Origin of the sequence: Gloeocapsa sp. PCC 7428, assembly GCF_000317555.1 — a bacterium.
Classification (GTDB): domain Bacteria; phylum Cyanobacteriota; class Cyanobacteriia; order Cyanobacteriales; family Chroococcidiopsidaceae; genus Chroogloeocystis.
Map to the genome: position 1 here is coordinate 761536 of NC_019745.1, position 20462 is coordinate 781997.

At 43.0% G+C, this 20462-nt stretch carries 17 protein-coding genes and 1 pseudogene; 12 read left to right on the top strand and 6 right to left on the bottom strand.

From position 1 onward, the window contains the following. Positions 1-44: 44 nt before the first annotated feature. Positions 45-719 carry a TrkA family potassium uptake protein gene (locus tag GLO7428_RS03395; protein ID WP_015187158.1) on the top strand — a complete coding sequence of 225 codons (675 nt, stop codon included), beginning with the start codon at positions 45-47 and terminating at the stop codon, positions 717-719. A gap of 2 nt (positions 720-721) precedes the next feature. Beyond that, complete coding sequence (locus tag GLO7428_RS03400) at positions 722-1288, top strand: DUF3124 domain-containing protein (protein WP_015187159.1); 567 nt, start codon at positions 722-724, stop codon at positions 1286-1288. Between the two features lie 22 nt (positions 1289-1310). On the opposite strand, the gene GLO7428_RS03405 is transcribed toward GLO7428_RS03400, so the two are convergent. Further along, complete coding sequence (locus GLO7428_RS03405) at positions 1311-2906, bottom strand: sodium:proton antiporter (RefSeq protein WP_196797451.1); 1596 nt, start codon at positions 2904-2906, stop codon at positions 1311-1313. A 240-nt stretch (positions 2907-3146) separates the two neighbouring features. Between GLO7428_RS03405 and GLO7428_RS03410 the strand changes: the two genes are divergently transcribed. The 6 genes and pseudogenes from GLO7428_RS03410 (at position 3147) to GLO7428_RS03435 (ending at position 10557) form a co-directional block, all read left to right on the top strand. Then, complete coding sequence (locus tag GLO7428_RS03410) at positions 3147-4424, top strand: aspartate aminotransferase family protein (RefSeq protein WP_015187161.1); 1278 nt, start codon at positions 3147-3149, stop codon at positions 4422-4424. A gap of 78 nt (positions 4425-4502) precedes the next feature. Continuing rightward, positions 4503-5456, top strand: coding sequence for a helix-turn-helix transcriptional regulator (locus GLO7428_RS03415; RefSeq protein ID WP_015187162.1), 954 nt, complete (start codon positions 4503-4505; stop codon positions 5454-5456). Positions 5457-5512: 56 nt separating this feature from the next. Further along, positions 5513-5839, top strand: a complete 327-nt coding sequence (locus GLO7428_RS03420; RefSeq protein ID WP_015187163.1) for a DUF433 domain-containing protein — start codon at positions 5513-5515, stop codon at positions 5837-5839. 161 nt (positions 5840-6000) lie between these two features. Further along, positions 6001-6663, top strand: a pseudogene (locus GLO7428_RS03425) (Uma2 family endonuclease). A 407-nt stretch (positions 6664-7070) separates the two neighbouring features. Continuing rightward, positions 7071-9506: a TonB-dependent siderophore receptor gene (locus GLO7428_RS03430; protein WP_015187165.1), complete on the top strand. Its 2436-nt coding sequence runs from the start codon at positions 7071-7073 to the stop codon at positions 9504-9506. Positions 9507-9546: 40 nt separating this feature from the next. After that, on the top strand, positions 9547-10557 hold the full coding sequence (locus GLO7428_RS03435) for an iron-siderophore ABC transporter substrate-binding protein (RefSeq protein WP_015187166.1): 1011 nt from the start codon (positions 9547-9549) through the stop codon (positions 10555-10557). Between the two features lie 105 nt (positions 10558-10662). Here the strand turns inward: GLO7428_RS03435 and GLO7428_RS03440 are convergent, their stop codons facing one another. Next, entirely contained in the window at positions 10663-11391 is a 729-nt protein-coding gene (locus GLO7428_RS03440; RefSeq protein ID WP_015187167.1) for a Uma2 family endonuclease, read from the bottom strand. A gap of 50 nt (positions 11392-11441) precedes the next feature. On the opposite strand from GLO7428_RS03440, the gene GLO7428_RS03445 reads away from it, so the two are divergent. Continuing rightward, a complete protein-coding gene (locus GLO7428_RS03445) occupies positions 11442-12731 on the top strand; it encodes an MFS transporter (RefSeq protein ID WP_015187168.1) in 1290 nt (429 codons plus the stop codon). A gap of 120 nt (positions 12732-12851) precedes the next feature. Here the strand turns inward: GLO7428_RS03445 and ruvC are convergent, their stop codons facing one another. Further along, the gene (gene ruvC, locus GLO7428_RS03450) at positions 12852-13415 is read right to left on the bottom strand and encodes a crossover junction endodeoxyribonuclease RuvC (protein WP_015187169.1); all 564 of its coding nucleotides are present in this window, start codon (positions 13413-13415) and stop codon (positions 12852-12854) included. A 329-nt stretch (positions 13416-13744) separates the two neighbouring features. On the opposite strand from ruvC, the gene yvcK reads away from it, so the two are divergent. Next, on the top strand, positions 13745-15133 hold the full coding sequence (gene yvcK, locus GLO7428_RS03455; RefSeq protein WP_015187170.1) for a gluconeogenesis factor YvcK family protein: 1389 nt from the start codon (positions 13745-13747) through the stop codon (positions 15131-15133). Between the two features lie 459 nt (positions 15134-15592). On the opposite strand, the gene GLO7428_RS03460 is transcribed toward yvcK, so the two are convergent. Beyond that, a complete protein-coding gene (locus GLO7428_RS03460) occupies positions 15593-16240 on the bottom strand; it encodes a hypothetical protein (RefSeq protein WP_015187171.1) in 648 nt (215 codons plus the stop codon). Between the two features lie 229 nt (positions 16241-16469). Here GLO7428_RS03460 and GLO7428_RS03465 point away from each other — a divergent pair, with 229 nt between their 5' ends. Beyond that, positions 16470-16943 (top strand): bifunctional alanine racemase/tRNA (adenosine(37)-N6)-threonylcarbamoyltransferase complex ATPase subunit type 1 TsaE, encoded by a 474-nt coding sequence (locus tag GLO7428_RS03465; RefSeq protein ID WP_015187172.1) that lies wholly within the window; start codon positions 16470-16472, stop codon positions 16941-16943. A gap of 19 nt (positions 16944-16962) precedes the next feature. Here the strand turns inward: GLO7428_RS03465 and GLO7428_RS03470 are convergent, their stop codons facing one another. Beyond that, positions 16963-18291 carry a dihydroorotase gene (locus GLO7428_RS03470; protein WP_015187173.1) on the bottom strand — a complete coding sequence of 443 codons (1329 nt, stop codon included), beginning with the start codon at positions 18289-18291 and terminating at the stop codon, positions 16963-16965. 292 nt (positions 18292-18583) lie between these two features. Here GLO7428_RS03470 and lepB point away from each other — a divergent pair, with 292 nt between their 5' ends. Further along, a complete protein-coding gene (gene lepB, locus GLO7428_RS03475; protein ID WP_015187174.1) occupies positions 18584-19162 on the top strand; it encodes a signal peptidase I in 579 nt (192 codons plus the stop codon). A 12-nt stretch (positions 19163-19174) separates the two neighbouring features. On the opposite strand, the gene GLO7428_RS03480 is transcribed toward lepB, so the two are convergent. Beyond that, complete coding sequence (locus GLO7428_RS03480) at positions 19175-20437, bottom strand: dihydroorotase (RefSeq protein ID WP_015187175.1); 1263 nt, start codon at positions 20435-20437, stop codon at positions 19175-19177. Positions 20438-20462: the final 25 nt, after the last annotated feature.

The following is a 20462-nucleotide window of genomic DNA, read 5'->3' on the forward strand; positions in this document are numbered from 1 at the left end:
AATACAGTAAAGTAAAACTGAAAGCTTAAATTAAATCAAGAGTAATGTATGTACTCATTGGCGGCGCGGGACTTGTTGGGCTAAGTTTGGCACAAAGACTCATTGAATTAGGGCATACTGTCGCGGTAATTGATATCGACCCGACAGCTTGTCGTTATGCGCGCGAACAAGTAGGAGTGATGGCGTTTGAAGGTAGCGCGGTAAGTACCGAAGTTTTACTAGAAGCCGGAATTCGCAAAGCCGATTCGGTAGCCGCTGTTTTAAGACACGATGCATTGAATTTAGCGATGGTAACGCTTGCTAAACACTACGGCGTTCCCCACATTTTGACACGAATGCGCCATCGTGATTTTGCCGAACCACTGCGCCTTGTCGGAGCGAATCATATTATCAGTACCGTCGATCTTGCAGTTTCCACAATGGTAAATGCAATTGAGTATCCGCAAGTTGAATCAATGATGCATTTTGAGCAAGGACAAATCGAAGTTTTAAAGCTTCCTATACCCAAACGCTGTAATGTTGCAGGAAGAAGCGTTGCAGAAGTAGCGCAAGATCCCCGCTTTCCCAGAGGATCGTTAATTATCGGCTATCAAGCGCATCCACACGAAGACTTGAAGATCCCCAACGGTAGTACAGTACTCGAACCAGGTTCTACGGTACTGATTGTGACCAAACCAGGATCGTTACATCAAGTCATTGATTTCATAGAAGGCTGCTAGTGATGTCTCAGGCGATATTTCGTTGGTTGACATTCGCCGCTATTGTTGTTCTGAGTGCGTGTACCTCACCCACAACGACACCCCAAGGACAAGGCGAACCAGCACCAGCTACTCAACCCCAACAAGTCACTTTAGACGAAAATTCTCAAATAGCAACTGGTCAAACGCTGTATATCCCAGTTTATCCATACATATATTATGAGGATCAAAAACGAATTTTCAACTTAGCAACGACGCTGAGTATTCGTAATACTGATTTAGCTAACTCTATTATCATCACCTGCGTGCGCTACTATAATTCGGAAGGTCAGTTAATTCGGCAATATTTAGAGCGTCCAATTCAACTTGCAGCTTTAGCTTCTACCGACTTTTTTATTAGTACATCTGACAACAGTGGCGGTTTAGGCGCAAACTTTATTGTCGATTGGGTAGCGCAAACAAACGTTTCTGAACCAATAATTGAAACAGTAGCGATCGGAACTGGCTTCCAGCAAGGAATTTCTTTTATTAGTCCTGGTAAAGTTATCCAAAACCAAACTAATCATACTTGCTCATCAGCAGCGTCGTAGTGACTGGTGTTTGACCTCTTCATCAATCATCTTCGAGCCGTAACAACTGTTCGTCAATCGCTTTTAGCCGATTTCGAGCAACTTCCTCAGAAAGAATGCGCTTGCGTAGTGCTTCATTCAACGTTCCTTTTTCTGCTAGTAGCAGGCGGCGTCGAATGGCATCGAGTTTAGTACGATCGTTACCAGTAATCGCAAATTGATCGGGACGGCGATTATACAAATCGCGTAAAGCTTTTTCCGCACTAGCAACGCGCACTTGATAAGCTGCGCGGAGTTCTTCATAAATTGCCTTAGGTAACACTCCTCCCTTCAACAAAGTTTCTAACTCATCTTGCGCAGCTTTTGCGGTCATGAGTTGAGCTTGTAATTCCTCAACTTGCTGCAATGAAGAAGAAAACTGCGTAATTCTTAACCGTTTGACGATCCACGATAAACTTGTCGCTTGAACAACCAGTGAGACAAATACAGCACCAAATATTAAAGCAATCAATTGTTCGCGTTCAGCTAAGGCAAGCGGTAAACTTAAAGGTAATGCCATTGACAGCGATCCCTTAATGTTGCCAAAAAACAAGACGTGTTGCCAACGTAGCGGCACTGGACGATCAAACCATTTGATAATTGCCAATAGCGGATACACTGTCAGAAATCGTCCCGCTTGAAAAGCTAAAACGGCTAAAAGTACACCAGGTAAAGTTTGCCAAAAAATTGTCAGGTTAATTTCGACACCGATCAACAGAAAAATAAACGTGTTGACGCCAAAACCTGCGTATTCCCAAAAACTCAACAAAGTGATGCGGCTAGAAGCCGAAATACTCCGCGACAGCCCAACATTTCCAAAAATTAATCCGGCGACGACAACAGCTACCGCCCCCGATACATTCAAAAACTGTCCCGCTTGAAACGTTCCCAACGCGACAGCCACAGTAAGTAGAATACTGCTGAGTGGATCGTCTAGACGATTAAATAAACCAACGCTGAGGTATCCTAAGATTAATCCGACAACAATACCACCCACGGAAACAACGACTAATTCCTGAAGTCCTCCGAAAACAGTAAACGAGCCAGTCGAATAGGCATTTAAAATTAAGTTGAATAAAACCAGTGCTACCGCATCGTTGAACAGCGTTTCTCCTTCCACAATCGTAGACAAACGCGAAGGTACGGGAATTTCCTTAAATACAGCCAAAACCGAGACGGTATCTGTATTTGCTAGCATGACTCCCGCAAGTAAAGCGGGTATCCAGGTTAATCCCAGACCAAATTTCAGTAAAATCGCAATGATTGCTGCTGAAATCATCGCCCCTGGACCTGCCAAAAGTGCGATCGCCTTAAATGTACTTCTCAAACGGCTAATATCAGTATTGATACCAGCTTCAAAGATGAGAATTGGCAAGAAAAGATTTAAAACTAACGCCGGATCTAACCCAAACTGGCGCGGTAAAATTTCAGTGAATACGAGTCCGGCTAAAACTAAGCCAGTTACATAAGAAACTCGCAATCGACGCGATAATAAAGCAACACCAGTTGCGACTAATAACAGAATAATTAGCCCAATGACTAACTCAGCAACACTTCCTGAAGGCTGCACATCCTGAATTGGTAGATAATCGGTAGTCAAACAGAATCATAAAGGCTGTTAACGATAAACAGTATCTCATGTAGTGACTCGTTGTTAGTGGCTAGTGATAAGTCAAGAAGTGGGAGTGTGGCAGAGATTTGATGATTACTGCTCTTTAATACTCAATAACCCTACTACCCACCTACCCGCATACCCTTTACAATCTGATTCAGATGTGACAAAAGATTTTGCAGAATTTGATTAAGCTGGCAAATAATTAAAAATTTTGAGGAGTAACGAGTGAGTATAGAAACACTTATTCAAGATCCAGCAATACCAGCCGAAGCAGGAGCCGTTTTAGCTAGCCCTTACGATCCGACTGACTTCGATCAGAGTGTAATGACAACTTACGGGCGGTTTCCCCTCGCTTTAGAGCGTGGATCGGGCTGTCGAGTTTGGGATACACAAGGTAAAGAGTATCTTGATTTTGTTGCCGGAATTGCAACTTGTACTCTAGGACACGCACACCCTGCGATGGTGGAAACGGTGACACAGCAAATTCAAAAGCTGCATCATGTTTCTAACTTGTACTACATCCCCGAACAAGCGCAACTTGCCAAGTGGCTGATTGAGCATTCGTGTGCTGATCGCGTCTTTTTCTGCAATTCTGGCGCAGAAGCAAACGAAGGTGCAATCAAATTAGCACGGAAATACGCACATCAAGTATTAAAAATCGATCAGCCGATTATTTTGACAGCGCATTCAAGCTTTCACGGGCGGACGCTTGCAACGATTACCGCGACAGGACAACCAAAGTATCAAAAAGATTTTAGCCCGCTTGTTCCTGGTTTTCATTACGTACCGTATAACGATATTAAGGCGATCGCCGCCGCAATTTCTGAACTTGATGAAGGCGATCGCGCAGTTGCAGCAATTCTCCTCGAACCATTGCAAGGTGAAGGTGGCGTGCGTCCTGGCGACAAAGCTTATTTCCAGGAAATTCGCCGGATGTGCGACGAAACAGGAATTTTGTTAATCCTTGATGAAGTACAAGTCGGCATGGGACGCAGTGGTAAGTATTGGGGCTACGAAAACTTGGGAATTGAACCAGATATTTTTACGAGTGCGAAAGGCTTAGGCGGTGGTATTCCGATTGGTGCAGTGATGTGCAAAGCATTCTGCAATGTGTTTCAACCTGGAGATCATGCAAGTACGTTTGGTGGAAATCCCTTTGCGTGTGCTACCGCACTTAGTGTCTGCGAAACGCTAGAACGCGAAAATATCTTAGAAAACGTTCAGCAACGCGGCGAACAACTCCGCGAAGGTTTACGCGCGATCGCCGCAAAATATCCCGAACACATCACCGAGGTGCGCGGCTGGGGTTTAATCAATGGTATGGAATTAAAAGCTGATATTCCATTAACTGCGGCGGATATTGTCAAAGCGGCGATCGCCGAAGGGTTGCTACTCGTCCCCGCAGGACCAAAAGTTATCCGCTTTGTGCCACCATTAATTGTCTCAGTACAAGAGATCGATACAGCGTTGCAAGTTCTGGAAAAAGTGATGGGTAATTGGTAACAGGTAATGGGTAATTGGGAAACTGATTACCCATTAGTTGCCTAGATTTAATGATATTATTTGTCATTAAAAATCGTTATGACACTGATCCTTTCCGTTCCAGAATTCTTGAGCCAGCAAGATGAATTGCCACAAACTTATGAAATTCCACTATACGATCCCATAGGACAAAGCCAGGGGTATCGGCGATCGCAAGACTTGCGCCCAGGATTGAACCTTTTAATTGACAACTACACGCTACAAGAAAATCTTATTGTAGATACACAAATACCTAACTTGCCAAATGAGTCGTATGCCTCAGAGTTTAGCTTTATGATTTGCGGTAACAATACAAATGAGCAAGTTCATGGTGGACAAAACTTTTTGGAGCTTGGCTGGAGTGCCGGAGGCTTTATAGAATGGCAAGCAGGACAGCATATTTTGAAGCTTGACATTCACATTGAGCAACCTTTTTATGAATCAATTATTGCTGATTTAGCTGAACGCTCAACTGCAATGAGTCGGGCGATCGCCCAGCAAAAAAATTACTTTCAAATTCAGACAACCACACCCACAATGCAAGTAGCATTGCATCAAATTCTCAATTGTCCTTATCAAGGATTGACAAAGGCAATCTATCTTGAAAGTAAAGTTTTAGAACTGGTTGCCTTAAGACTAGAGCAAGCAATTATAGAGCATTCTAACGCTGAGTCCAAGCGTTTGAAACCAGACGACATCGAACGAATTCATCAAGCAAAGGATATTCTGTTGCACAATGCAGATAATCCGCCTTCACTTGTAGATTTAGCACGACAAGTTGGCTTGAATGACTACAAGCTAAAACTCGGTTTTCGCCAAGTATTTAGTACAACAGCATTTGGATATTTGCATAGTTACCGTATGGAACAAGCGCGATCGCTTCTCGAACATAACCAACTTAGCGTTAAAGAAATAGGACAAAAAGTAGGCTATGCCAACTCTAGACGCTTTGCGATCGCCTTCAAGCAAAGATTTGGTATTAGTCCGCAAGCATATCGCACAGGGAAACGATAGCTGAAACTCCTGATAAAATTTTATGTGTAGCCTGCTATATCAAAAAGATTACATCTGTGGCACTTAAAGATTTAGAGCAACAACTTTTATCACTTAGCCCAAGCGAAAAATTACAGGCTATTGCATTACTCGCTCAAAGTCTTGGTAGTCATTGGCAAGGAATTGAGAAAACGCCTAGAGTTTGTGGTGGAGAAGCCCGTATTTCTCATACTCGTATTCCCGTTTGGGTACTTGTAGAAGCTCGTCGTCTTGGATACACTGATACTGAACTTTTAACAAGCTATCCCAGTATTACTGCTACTGATTTAGCTCATGCTTGCGCATATGCAGAAGCGCATCCTGATGAGATTGACTTGGCTATCGAACGCAATGAGGTAGCGTAGTGAATGGCACGCTTCTACGCAGATGAACAGTTTCCATTTCCAGTTGTGAAGTTGCTACGCATTTTAGGGGATTTTCCTAATTTTGAATCGAAGCGTGATGAATAAAAACAATCTGAACGGTAGATTTTTGAGAAAAGTTAAAGTAATCATCTGAGGTGTATATGACTCAAGCTTTACCTAAACTAGTAACCTTTGAAGAATTTGCAAATTGGACAGACAACGGACGTTATGAACTACATAAAGGCGTGATTGTTGAAATACCACAACCATCAGGCGACCATGAAGATATTGTGAGTTTTTTAGTTGAAAAGTTAGTTACAGAATACACCCGTTTAAACTTGCCTTATTGAATACCTAAAACAGTATTGGTTAAACCACCTAAAAGTGAAACAGGTTACTCGCCAGATGTGCTTTTGTTGAACCGTCCTAGTTTAGCAACAGAACCAAGATGGAAAAGCCAATCAACAGTTAGTCACGCTGAATCAATTCCATTAATAATAGAAGTTGTGAGTACGAATTGGCGTGATGATTATCTCGATAAAGCTGGCGATTATGAAGAAATTGGTATTCCCGAATATTGGATTATTGAGGACACTGCGTTGGACGGGTTTCCCAGCTTGAAGCAAGTGTCCGTTGATTATCTTGGATTGGGTGGAAGGCGGTTTATTGGTTACCCGAAACAACCAACGATTTCGATTTATCAATTAGTGGAAGGTGAATATCAAGTTAGTCTATTTAGAAAAGGCGATCGCATTGTATCATCAATATTTCCTGAATTGAATTTAACCGTACAAGAGATTTTTGCTGCTGGCTTGCAAAGTTAGTTCTTCCGCTGATGAGAATAAGGAGTGTAGTTTTATACCTTGCAAACACTTAGCAATTAGCTTTTTTAAAAGCTTAATCGAGCAATTCATTTACTAAATTATAGTGAAACTTTACAAGCGATAATTTGTGTGGTACGCCCTGCTAATTGAAAAATAGAAAGATAGCATTAGTCTGCAAGCATACCACACCGCAATCTAGTAATCGAGCTAAAAAAATCCGTTTGGGTACGCAAAAAAATCCGTTTGGGGTTGGGTGTCAGTTGTAACATCACACTCGATTAGCTGTAATCTTATTAACAAGTTTTTTCAAGTTCATTTAAAAATTTGCTAGCGCTAACAGCAAGCTTCCTCGGTATCTCAACCAAAGGTGGCAGGTTTTTGCTGAGGTCATGATGTGGTGTGGATAGATGCATAAAAAAGAAATTTTGTCAATTGTACTAGAAAGCGTGGCGATCGCGTTGTACATTCCTATTGAAGTGGCGATCGCATCAGCTTCAGTCGAATATGCAACGCAAAATCTCAATTTGGCTCAAGTAACAGGAATACGCATAAATCCTACTGCGAGTGGAATCGAAATTATTCTTGACTCTGTAGGGCAATTATCAACCCCTGTAACATCAGTTGCGCATAATACACTGATTGTCGATATTCCCAATGCAGGTTTAGCGTTACCCGATGGCGGGGAATTTCAGCAAGCCAACCCAACTGAAGAAATTGTGCTTGTGAGTGTGACTCGTGTCGGGAATTTGGTGCGAGTGGCGATCGCTGGTTCGGATGCACCACCAGTAGTCGCGGTTAGCACTACACCACAGTTTATTCTTAGCGTGACTTCTAGCAGTGATATAGCAGATGACGAAATAGAAATCGTCGTTACAGGCGAACAGGAAAGCTATAACCCTTCACAAGCGGCTACAGCGACACGAACCGAAACGCCATTGCGTGATATTCCTGCTTCCATTCAGGTTATTCCTGAACAAGCATTAGAAGACCGCGGTACAGCCGGACTGCGCGAGGCGGTACAAAACTTTGCTGGTGCGACGTTGGACGGTAATTATGGTAACACTGGCGCTGGTTCATTAATTATCCGTGGTTTCTCGCAAGATACTACCTTTAGAAACGGATTTCGGATTAGCAATTTCTACTCAATTCCGGAAACGGCAAACGTTGCACAGACGGAGATTTTACGAGGTCCCGCCTCGGTGTTATACGGTCAAGTGCAGCCAGGGGGAATTGTTAATATCGTTACCAAGCAACCTTTAGAGTCACCGTATTCTTCGGTAAATCTCCAAGCTGGACAATTTAGCTTTTATCGACCGACAATCGACCTTTCTGGTCCACTGACTGATGACAATAGCGTATTGTATCGGTTGAACGCGGCGTATGAAAACTCTGGCAGTTTCCGCGATGAAGTTAGTACAGAAAGATGGTTTATCGCGCCAGTTGTGCAGTGGAATATCGGCGATCGCACTTCGCTAACATTTGATTTTGAGTATCTGTATGATGACCCAGTATTTGATCGCGGGATAGTCACACTCAGCGATGGCTCATTTGTATTACCAATTAACCGATTTTTAGGTTATCCGCAGTTAGATGACTTTGCGACAGAAGTTTATCGTGGCGGATTAACGTTTGAACATCAATTTAGTGACAATTGGCGAATGCGTAATGCATTATCTATAAGTTCCATTGAACAGGGAGGGGCGCGTTCCGATCTTGATGGTGGATTGATTGACGATCGCTTTATTCCCAGAGAATTGAGAGATGATAACAGCATTGCAGAAAACTACGGTTTCCAAACCGACATCATCGGTAACTTTGCCAGAGGTACAATTGAGCATCAACTGCTAGTGGGTTTCGATTTCAACCGCGTTACAGATAGCTACAAATCAGAGGCAGTCAGTTTACCACCGCTTGATATTTTTAATCCCGTATACGATATCGACGTTCCAACCGAACTTGAACCAAGATACAGCGCTGTGACGCGCACCAATACTTTAGGATTTTATCTTCAAGATCAAATCGCGCTACTCGATAACTTAAAGTTACTCGTTGGCGGACGTTTCGACTTTACCGAACAAAATCAGACAATCATTCTTGACGACACAAGTGACTCGCAGTCAGACACTGCATTTAGCCCGCGTATTGGCATTGTCTATCAACCAATTGAGCCAATTTCGCTTTATGCAAGTTTTAGCCGCTCATTTTTACCTGTGATTGGTCGGGCTGCGGATAATTCTACATTTGAACCAGAACGCGGAACACAGTACGAGGTGGGAATTAAAGCTGATTTAGCAACTAATCTTTCCGCGACACTTGCGGCGTATCATTTAACAAAAACGAATGTGCTAACTACCGATCTCAACGATCCAGATTTTTCGATTCAGGTGGGCGAACAGCGCAGCCAGGGAATCGAACTCAATGTTGCGGGTGAAATTTTACCAGGTTGGAACGTGATTGCTGCGTATGCTTACACTGATGCAGAAGTGACAGAAGATAACGATTTACCGATTGGTAGTCGGCTTGCCAATGTAGCAGAAAATACCGCAAGTTTATGGACAACTTACGAAATTCAAAGTGGTAATCTTCAAGGGTTAGGATTTGGATTAGGGTTGCTTTATGTAGGCGATCGCCCAGGTTCAGCGGGTTTCGATCCTCCTAATTTTAGACTACCAAGTTATTTGCGTACAGATTTAGCTCTGTTTTATCGACGCGATCGCTGGCGGGCGCAAATTAACGTCCAAAACTTATTTGATACCGAGTATTACCAAACAGCGCAAGGCTCTGACATTGTGTATCCAGGTGCGCCATTGAATATTGTTGGTAGTATTTCCTTTGAGTTTTGATGTGAGTCACCAATTACCAGTTACCAATCACCGATGACCAATGACCAAATACCGCATCAAATTTTGGTTTTTAGGATTGCTAGTCTTATTTGTAACAGCGTGTAGTCGTCAATCGCCACCAACTGTGGTTTCAGTGGCTTCTTCAGAATGTCGTCTAGTGCAACATTCCATTGGCGAAACGCAAGTTTGCGGTCAACCTGAAAAAGTTGCGGCGCTGAGTCCGCATATTTTAGATAGTATTTTGGCTCTGGGCGTGCAACCTGCGGCGTATGCTGAGACGGTGCGATTGAATTTACCGCGTTTTGACAACCCAGCAACACAAATTCCTCATTTAGGAAATCGTATCACAACACAACCAGTTAATTTAGGCGATCGCCAAAACCCATCTTTAGAAACTTTAGTACAACTCAAGCCCGATGTCATTATCGGAGAACATTGGTTGCATCAAGACGAATATCATCTGCTATCGAAAATTGCTCCGACGCTTCTTTTTGACGATACCAAAGGTGAGAATCAGCATTGGACAAATGATATTACAGGAATTGCCCAAGCGCTCGATCGTGAAGCTGCTGCAAAAAAATTACTTGCAGCATTTCCCCAACAGTTAGCAACTGCGCGTGAAAAATTGGCTCCTGTGGTTGCGGCGTATCCTCGCGTTCTTGTTGTTAGCACAAATCAATTAGCAAGTCAAGTTTCAGTCGCGCCTGATAGTACCGCAGGGGAATTAATGAATGCGATCGGATTTGAAATTGTGAGTCCTAAGCTACCGACTCAACCTGATACGTGGGCGCAAATTTCACTGGAAGTTCTCCCTACAATTAATACAGATTTAATTTTTGTTATTGGCTGGACAGAAGGTTTATACAACCCAGAAAAGGAGTTAAAGCAAGCATGGAGTCAGCATCCACTTTTAAAAACAATGGAAACTTTTCAAGAAAACCGCGTATTTTTTGTTGATTATCAGCTTTGGGGAAGTAATATTCGCGGACCAATTACGGATGAATTGATTTTGCAACAGTTGCCCGAATTGTTGTTACCACTTGTTAAGTAAATGGGCATAATTAAATATCACATGAGTTGAGATTTGGTAATGGGTAATTCTTAATAAGTATTTTTCCGCGATCCCAATGACCAATTACCAGTTACCTCTTAAAAACTAATTTTCAGGTTCAATACCTTGCGATCGCAACTGTTCTCGTAAGCGCTCAATTGTCTGTTCCATTTCCTCCACTCGCTCCTCTGTTGAAGGAATCAACACGTTATCAGCTGTAAAGAAGCGCAATTTACGTTCCTGTACACCCAAATATAACTCCAGTTGCTGACTCCATAATTTTCCGTTCTCTGTTTGTGCAATTTCTTCATACTGAGCATTTGGCAGATGAAATCCTTTAAATTCTAAACTCACTGGATCAAACCAAAAATATTCTGGCGTGCGAAACGTATCTTGATAAAGCTGTTTTTTCAACCCTTTATCAACAGTTGCTGTCTTATCCGACAAAATCTCGACAATCACATTAGGATATTTGCCTTCTTCATGCCACACTATCCAACTTCTACGGTCTTTTTTTTGCGTACCCAGGACGACAAAAAAGTCAGGTTCTCGAAATTCACGCGATTTGAGTTGTCGTTCGTTGTAGTAAATCGTCAGATTGCCAGAAACATAAAATTCTCGTTCGCGCCACCACCATTTAAGTAAACGAATTAATAAATCAATTTGATCGCGATAAAAGTCAGTTTCCAAGGGCAGTTCATCACTTAATAAATCACTAGGAGGAAATTCAATGTCGTCTGCGATATCGTCAGCTAATAATACAGAGGTGTCCTCCGCAGCCGCTGCATTATCAATATCCAATAATAAGGATTCTGGAGTAGTGGATTGAGACATGAATGTAACCCTCAAAACACGCTTCTATCTTATCAATAACTCTAATCAACGTGCGGACCTTTATCATCATTTGGCTGGGCCAATTTGTCTCAACAATTGGCAGTATTATGACAGGCTTTGCGATTGAAATTTGGGTGTGGGAGCAAACGCAACAAGCAACAACACTCACGCTGTGGAGTTTCTTTACTTTACTACCAAGTATCCTCATTTTTCCGATCGCAGGAATAATCGTCGATTCTCCTTCGGAGACGCTAGGCGAACGCTGGCGGCGAAAGTATTTGATGATTGTTGGCGATACAGTTACAGTGCTAACAACGATTGCATTTTTGCTGCTTTATACGAGTGCGAATTTGCACATCTGGCAGTTATATCTCATTGGCGCGATCGCTGGCGCATTTCAACAAGTGCAAGAACTCGCTTATTCGGCTTCAATTACCCTCATGGTACCCCAACACCAGTATGTTCGCGTCAGTGGATTGCGAGCATTATCCGGTCGATTTTCGCAAATTATCGCCCCACCTCTAGCCGGATTTTTGTATTACGCGATCGGCGTTGCGGGAATTGCAGTTATTGATATCATCACTTTTGGTGTTGCGATCGCAACTGTTTTATTTGTAACGATTCCGCAACCAAGTCACAACTCTAAATCTGTTTCCCTTACGCAATGGCAAGAACTGCAATTTGGGATTCGCTACATTCTCAACGATCGCAGTTTACTTGCCTTGTTGATGATTAATTTGTTGTTCTGGCTACCGCACGATATTGGTGATTCGCTTTATTCACCGCTAATTCTTTCGCGGACGCAAAACGATGCGCGTATTCTTGGTAGTACAGCCGTTGCTGCGGGGTTAGGAGGCGTTACAGGGGCATTATTAATTAGTACGTGGGGGGGACCGCGCCAACGAATTAATGGTGTCTTATGCGGCATGATCGGCGCAGGAATCAGTAAAATTGTGTTTGGTTTGGGAAGATTTTCCCAAGTTTGGCTACCCGCGCAATTTTGCTCCTCAGTAAATTTTCCGATATTGAGCAGTTGCGATACAGCAATTTGGATGACAAAAGTTGAGCCAGAAATTCAAGGAAAAGTATTTGCAGCACAGTCTTTGGTGTTGCAGATGGTTTCGGCGATCGCAGTTTTGCTTGCAGGTCCCTTGGCAGATAAAGTATTTGAACCAGCGGCACAATCGCAACATTTTATCGCCCGTTTCTTAGGCACAATCTTCGGTACGAGTGCAGGTTCTGGAATAGCTTTTCTATATGTACTGTGTGCGGTATGTATGTTCTTGGTCGGTTGTGTTGGTTATGCTGTGCCAATTCTGCGCAAACTCGATACTCGATAAGAATTTGGTAATGGTTAATAGGTAATAGGTAATCACTAAAAATACCTACTCAATCTGCTCACCAATATTTAACAACCGTAAAGCCAACATAGTATGACCCCTGGTATAAAATACTCTGTTTTAACCCTGACCCCAGACCTGCGATCCCTGATCTCTGCTGTACCACGCCGTTAACGCGACAGCAAGCGCATCTGCGGCATCATCAGGACGCGGAATATAATCTAAATCTAGTTCTTGCGCGACAGCTTGTTGAACTTCGTACTTCTTGGCGTTACCCCAACCGGTGAGTGCTTGTTTAATTTGGGCAGGCGTAAACTCAACAAACGGGATATCGTGCTGTGCCAACACTAGCATAATCACACCACGTGCCTGAGCTACAGTAATTGTATTTCCCATCTTGTAGAAAAAGAGCTTTTCTATCGCAACTAAATCAGGTTGCGACTGTTCGAGCAAGATATTTAAGTCTTCGTAAATCGTACACAGCCGCTTTCCCATCTCGACGCCGGCTGAAGTTTGAATCACACCAAAATCAAGTAACGTTAATTCTGGTTTGGTAATGACTTCTGCATTGGTAGCATGAGAAGAGAGCGCCCCAGAAGAACTGCTATCTCGCTGTGTTGCACTAATTGTACCGAATCCCAAAATAGCTAGACCAGGATCGATTCCCAAAATTCGCTTTTCCATATCATTTTCCTGATCGCCAGGTTGTCACTAACACCTAGAACCCAACTTGTGTAAAAGTAGATGCAACTTTAATCACAAAGTCCTAGTCAAATACGGTGAATTCCATCGATATTACATGAAAATACATAAAATTATGCGTTCTCCCATCGCCATTAAAGCTATAAATGCATCGGAGACTTCTCTCAATGGGGGGCGGCGAAGTCGGCGATCGCGCCACCCCCACATGGGAGTGTCCTCGCTTAGTCAAGCTACTTGACAGAGTTAGTTCACCTACTAAAGTAACAAGGGTTTGGTATACATCTTGGTATCTCCCTGCTGAAGAGTTGCATATGCCATTTGCTCGTTTTAAAAAATCTTTACGAAACATCAAGCAGGAATCGCTCCATCGCGCCCCCCATCGAGTTGGTCAGTGGTTCAAGTGGTTGGCTCCTGGGTTATTTGTCAAACGCTGGTTACTGTTAAGCGCTGGTGGAGTGGTGTTAGTTGGCTTAGGTTTGGCAATTTGGGTTAAACTAACGCCTATTTTTTATGCATTGCAATTAATGCAGGACATTGTCGGCACGATCGCAAACGTTGTTCCTAATTATGTTAGCGGTCCTTTGGTACTGCTGCTTGGCGCATTATTAATCTTCTGGGGACAAACTCGCACAGTAGGTTCGATTACCGAGGTGTTACGACCAGAAGGCGGTGAGGAAGAACTCATCGACGTACTATTAACACATCGTCGCTTGCATCGCGGACCTAAAATTGTCGCAATTGGTGGCGGGACAGGTTTATCAACCTTACTGCGCGGACTCAAGGCGTATAGCGCAAACATTACCGCAATCGTCACTGTAGCGGATGATGGCGGGTCTTCAGGACGGCTGCGGCGTGAAATTGGCGTTCTTCCCCCAGGTGATATTCGTAACTGTTTAGCCGCCCTCGCTTCTGAGGAAAAACTGTTAACCGAACTTTTTCAATATCGATTTCAAGCTGGTGATGGTTTAGTTGGTCATAGTTTTGGTAATTTATTCCTCACCGCGATGAGTGAAATTACTGGTGATTTAGAACGAGCGATCGCCGCAAGTTCCCAAGTTCTCGCAATTCGCGGACAAGTTTTTCCCGCAACGCTGAGTGATGTGCGTTTATGGGCAGAATTAGCCGATGGTCGTCGCATTGAAGGTGAATCTAATATTACTAAAGCAGGCGGCTGTATCCTTAAAATCGGCTGTACTCCCGCCGAACCCCCAGCACTACCCAAAGCCCTGCAAGCGATTAAAGAAGCTGACTACATTATCATCGGTCCTGGAAGTCTTTATACAAGCGTTATTCCTAATTTATTAGTACCAGAAATTACTGCGGCGATCGCTGCCCGCTGTAAAGGAGGCAAAACACCGCCGATTCCTTGTATCTACGTCTGTAATGTCATGACGCAACCAGGCGAAACACAAGGTTACACTGTCTCGGATCATATTCGCGCGATCGATGCTGCGTGCGGACAAAAATTATTTAGTGCTGTCCTCGTTCATCGACGAACTCCCTCTGAAAAAAGCCTAAGGCGCTACGCGCAAGAAAATTCTCATCCTGTATTTTTAGATCGCGATGTTGTCGCCCGCTTAGGACGGCGGATCGTTTTAGCTAATGTGATGGACGAAGATGAAGAAACAGGACTAGTGCGGCACAATCCTCAAGCATTAGCTCAGGTATTATTACGTTGGTATGGTCGCGCTCATATGTAAGGTTTTAACTAGCTCGCACAAGTTTTTCTATATCATCTTCTGTAAAATTACCTTCAAGCATTTCTTGGAAAAACTGATTAAGTGATTTTTCTCGACTCACAAACTGAGACATAATTCTATCACTTTGAAAATGTTCTATAGACCGAAATGTGAGAAGATATAGAAGAGATAAAAAAGCATTTTGCTTGGATCCTGATTTAAAATTATTAAATGGTTTACTTAACAGGTAATCTAATATTTTACTAAAATGTATTTTATAGCAGAGGTCAGGGTTGAAAATGAGTTAGGGTAATGGTTATTCGTACCTTCGATGTCCTAACTACCCCAACGAGACTGCTATATAATCTAAGATATGAACTGAAGCATCAAACTTGTAATATAGTAGGAGTCAGAGGTCAGAGGTCAGGGTTAAACTTCCCTAGGGAAGTCAATACGAGCTTCTATAATGTCCTAACTCTGTTAACTATGGCTATACCATAAACATAGATGAATGAGTGGTAGCGATCGCCTGCGAGTTTGCGTTGCTACTGCTTGTACCGCTTGAACTAAATCAACCAGCGATGTTGACGCAGTATTTGTTTTCTTGATGTGTAAACGATGAGGCGATCGCTTTTCTGTTTCTAATCTTTCTAGTTGAGATGTTAAAGCGCTAATTTGACCTTCTAAAGTGTTTTTCTCTAATCTAAATTGTTCAATTCGAGATTTTAGCTTTTCCTGCTCCATAAGTTGAGGGTTTTGTTGCATAATAACAGCAACTCTACGCTCTAAATCTTTTTCGTCTCGTTTGAGAGATATAAGTTTTTGTTCAACCTGGTGTAATTCTTCTCGTCTTTGAACAACTTGTCCCTCAACTTTAGCTAATTCTGCTTGCGCTTTTCGTAGTTCATTAACTCTTGCTATAAGAACTTGCAATTCTGCTTTTAATCTTTCTAACTCTGCTTTATCTTGCTGGTTACTGCTGAGTAGTTTCTTACTAGAAATAGTAGCGCCAACAACAGCCCCTGTGGTACTTCCCAATAATGCACCACTCGTTCCTCCTACTGAAGCTGCTACACCTAAGCCAACAGCAAGTGAACCTACTATTAACCAATCTTGGATTTTTGGCATACCCCCACAAGTCCTTATGCTAAATTGGTTACACCATTTCTACATAAAGCTTGTTGAGTCAGCCTCGTCAAATTTACGGAATGTATTATTTTTACTAATATTTACAAGTGAGTAATTATTCGGTTGTTTAAATAATAAAATAACTTAAATCTTTAACTTGCATATTTTAAGCAATAATTAAACATAAATAATCGAAGTTTGTAATGTCTAACAAAGTACACATTAAGTTATGACTATTAATACTTTTAATTGCATACTTATAGATACAAATGCTACGATGCATTTAGGTATATTATTAGGACAATATTTAAGTGCTGGGAGTGTTATTTTATTACACGGCGATCTAGGCACTGGCAAAACAACTTTAGTTCAAGGAATTGGTAAAGGATTAGGAATCACTGAACCAATTGTTAGCCCTACTTTTACTTTAATTAACGAGTATACGGAAGGACGTTTGCCGCTTTATCATCTAGATTTATATCGTCTAGAACCAAAAGACGTTGCTGCATTGCACCTAGAAACTTACTGGGAAGGTATCGACGCAGATTTGGGGATAATGGCAATCGAATGGGCAGAACGATTGCCCTACTTACCACCAATTTATCTTAGTATTTGCCTAAATCACACTTCAAGTGGTCGCCAAGTAGAGTTGTTTGCGGTTGATATTTCGCTTGACTTTTTAGCAAGGTTTCAAACTAACTAAACTCTCGGCTGACCCGCTTCTATCCATCAAACTGTAACGCTTCACCTCTAACGTTTGTGTTAAGTTTACCCTTGTTGTAGACAATCTGACCGCCGACAATCGTCGTTACAGCCCATCCAGTAAGTTGCCAGCCTTCAAAAGGACTCCAACCGCACTTAGTTTGTAACTCCTCACGCAAAACAGGGCGGTACGTGTTGAGATCGACTAAGACAAGATCTGCGTCATAACCAACCGCGATCGCACCTTTATTCGGAATCCGATATGCTTTAGCAACGGCGGTAGACATCCAGTGCGCGACTTGCGCGACGGTACAGCGCCCCTGCATCGCTTGTGTCAGCATCAATGCTAATGATGTTTCTACCCCTGGCATTCCTGAAGGTGTATTCGGATACTCTTGCGCTTTTTCTTCTAAAGTATGCGGTGCGTGATCGGTGGCGATAAAGTCAATCACACCATCAAGTAAAGCTTGCCACAACACTTCATTATCACGCGGCGATCGCAATGGTGGATTCATCTGTGCTAAAGTGCCAATTTTGGCATAAGCATCAGTATTTAACAGTAAATGCTGTGGTGTCACTTCCGCCGTTACCCAGCTTGGTTTATCGTGACGCAACAATTCGGCTTCGTCTCCGGTTGACATATGCAGAATATGTAAGCGTCGCTGATATTTTTTAGAAAGTTTTAACGCGAGTTTTGTTGCATTTAATGCTGCTGCTACATCCTGAATTTGCGAGTGAATCGCCGGATCTTTAATTCCCGCAAACTCTTGTCTTCTTTGATTGATGCGGGCTTGATCTTCCGCATGAACAGCAATTAAGCGATCGCCTTGCGAAAAAATTTGCTCTAAGGCAGCTTCTTTATCAACGAGTAATTGACCGTGCATTGAACCCATGAAAATTTTAATTCCTGGGGTAGGATTGACGGCGAGTAAATCAGGAGTATTATCTCCGGTAGCTCCGATGAAAAAACCGTAGTTGACTAAACACTTTTGCCTAGCACGTTCGAGTTTATCGTCCAAAGCTTGCTGATTTGTCGTTAGCGGGCGAGTATTCGGCATTTCTAAAAAAGACGTGACACCACCTCTAGCACACGCACAGCTAGCAGTAAACAAATCTTCTTTGTGTTCTAAGCCTGGTTCGCGAAAATGAACTTGAGGATCGATGACACCAGGCAACAAAGTTAAACCGGATGCGTCTAGTTCTGTATAGTCTGTGGCATTCGCTGGTGGTGCAATTTCGGGCGCGACTTGCGCAATTTGGCGATCGCGAACAAGTACATCTCCAATTAAAAAGTCACCATTTGGTAAAAGAATTTGGGCATGGCGGATGAATAAATTTGTAGATGACATGATAATTAACAAGGGCTGGAGTTGAGTGTAACAAGTGACGATACTTTGAAAATAGCAGGACTTACAAACACTGGCAGAATAAATGCACGTTATTCTACCGGAAAAGCAAGGGGTGAGTTAAAACTGTAGAGCGATCGCGTCTTTATATCCACGTTCTCAAACTTCAATGAAACTTTTCAGGATACCAGTGTTACATTAATGTAAGCTTTTTCTAGTTAGAATTAATAAATCAAAGTATTTTCGCTCGTTAAATTAGTTATTAGCATCTTTCGGTTGTTTTAAACAAAACTCTATGTCTCGTGTGCCAGATCAAGCATCGAAAAAAAATTCGCGACAAGACAGTGAAGGCTCTTGGATCGGTGAATTAGGAAGAACGATCGCCTTAAGTATTGTATTAGCTTTAGGAATTCGGACTTTTGTTGCCGAAGCGCGTTGGATACCTTCAGAGTCTATGCTGCCAACGCTGCAAAAGTATGACAAGTTAATTGTCGATAAGTTGAGTTATCGTTTCACAAGCCCACAACGGGGCGATATCGTAGTCTTTTCTCCTACCGAAGGAATTATTCAAGAAAACCCCAATCTCAAAGATGCTTTTATCAAAAGAATTGTTGGACTACCTGGCGATAAGGTAGAAGTTAGAGGCGGACGAGTTTACATCGACGATCAGCCGTTGCGCGAAAACTACATCGAAGCGCCTCCGCAGTATCTATATGGACCTGTGATTGTGCCAGAAGACTCGTATTTAGTCTTAGGCGATAACCGCAACAACAGCTACGATAGCCATTTTTGGGGCTTTGTGCCGCGAGAAAATATTATCGGACGTGCAGTAGTGCGCTTTTGGCCTCCGCATCGAGTCGGGGAAATAAATTAAAGAATAGCCTTCTCAATTCTTGTACCAAGTTTGCACGACACGTCCTTGCAGCGTTTGTCCTAACCACGGCGTATTACTTGACAAAGATTTCAAAGTATGCATTTGCACTCGCCATGCTTGGTGTGGATCGAAAAGAACCATTTCTGCCGATGTATGAGGAGAAATCGCACTAGGGCTTTGTTGTAAACATAGAGATGGGCAGGTACTGAGACTGCGCCATAATTCGACTGCGGACAATTCACCCGTTTCTACAAGGTTTTGCCACAGTAAAGGTAAGGCTAACTCTAAACCGATCGCACCCGCAGGAGCTTCGGCAAAGGCAACAGTTTTTTCTTCGTAGGTGTAAGGAGTGTGATCGACAGCGATCGCATCGATAATACCCGAACGAACTCCTTGACGTAGTGCCTGAACATCGCTGGTATTTCCGAGTGGTGGTTCTAATCGCAGCGAGGGATTGTAACTTTTCACCGCTTGCGTATCAAGCAGCAAGTGCATCCAAGTCGTACTCGCCGTAATAGGTAAGCCTTGAGCTTTTGCCGCTTGAATCAATTCGACACCCCGCGCCGTCGAAATCCGCATAATATGTACAGGAGTACCAATCGCGGCGACAACTTCTAAAATTGCAGCCAGCGCCGCCGTTTCTGCGATCGCGGGATTTCCTGGCAATCCAAAGCGAATTGACTGCGTGCCTTCGCGCATCACGCCATTACCTACCAATTGTGAATCACACCCCCACAGCGCAATCGGCTTGTTGATTGGTTTGATGTATTCTAGTAAGCGCCGTAGTAGGGCTAAATTTTCAAGCGCGCGACCGTCAGCAAAACCCACAACATTCGATTCAGCCGCTAATTCTGCCAATTCGGTCATTTGCTGTCCTTTAACACCAACCGTCAGCGCCGCCCAAAAATTAACTTTGACAGTGGCTGTTGCGAGTTCTTGGTGTAGCCGCGATACTACCGATAGATTATCAAGCGCGGGCATTGTGTCCGGCAAAACGTGCAATCGAGTAAACCCGCCAGCAGTTGCAGAAGCAATAAGCGATCGCCAAGTTTCGCGTTCTTCAAAACCTGGTTCGCCAGAATGGCTATACAAATCGACTAATCCAGGACCTAACACAAGTCCGCGACAATTACGCACCTGCGTATCAGTTGGATAGTCGGCGATCGTTTCCTGCAATGCCTGAATCACACCATCAACAACTAAAACATCAGCTACCCGATCAGTATTCGATACAGGATCAATCACCCGAACTTGTTGTAGCAGTTCACTCTTCATGAATTTTGATTGGGACAGACTCACC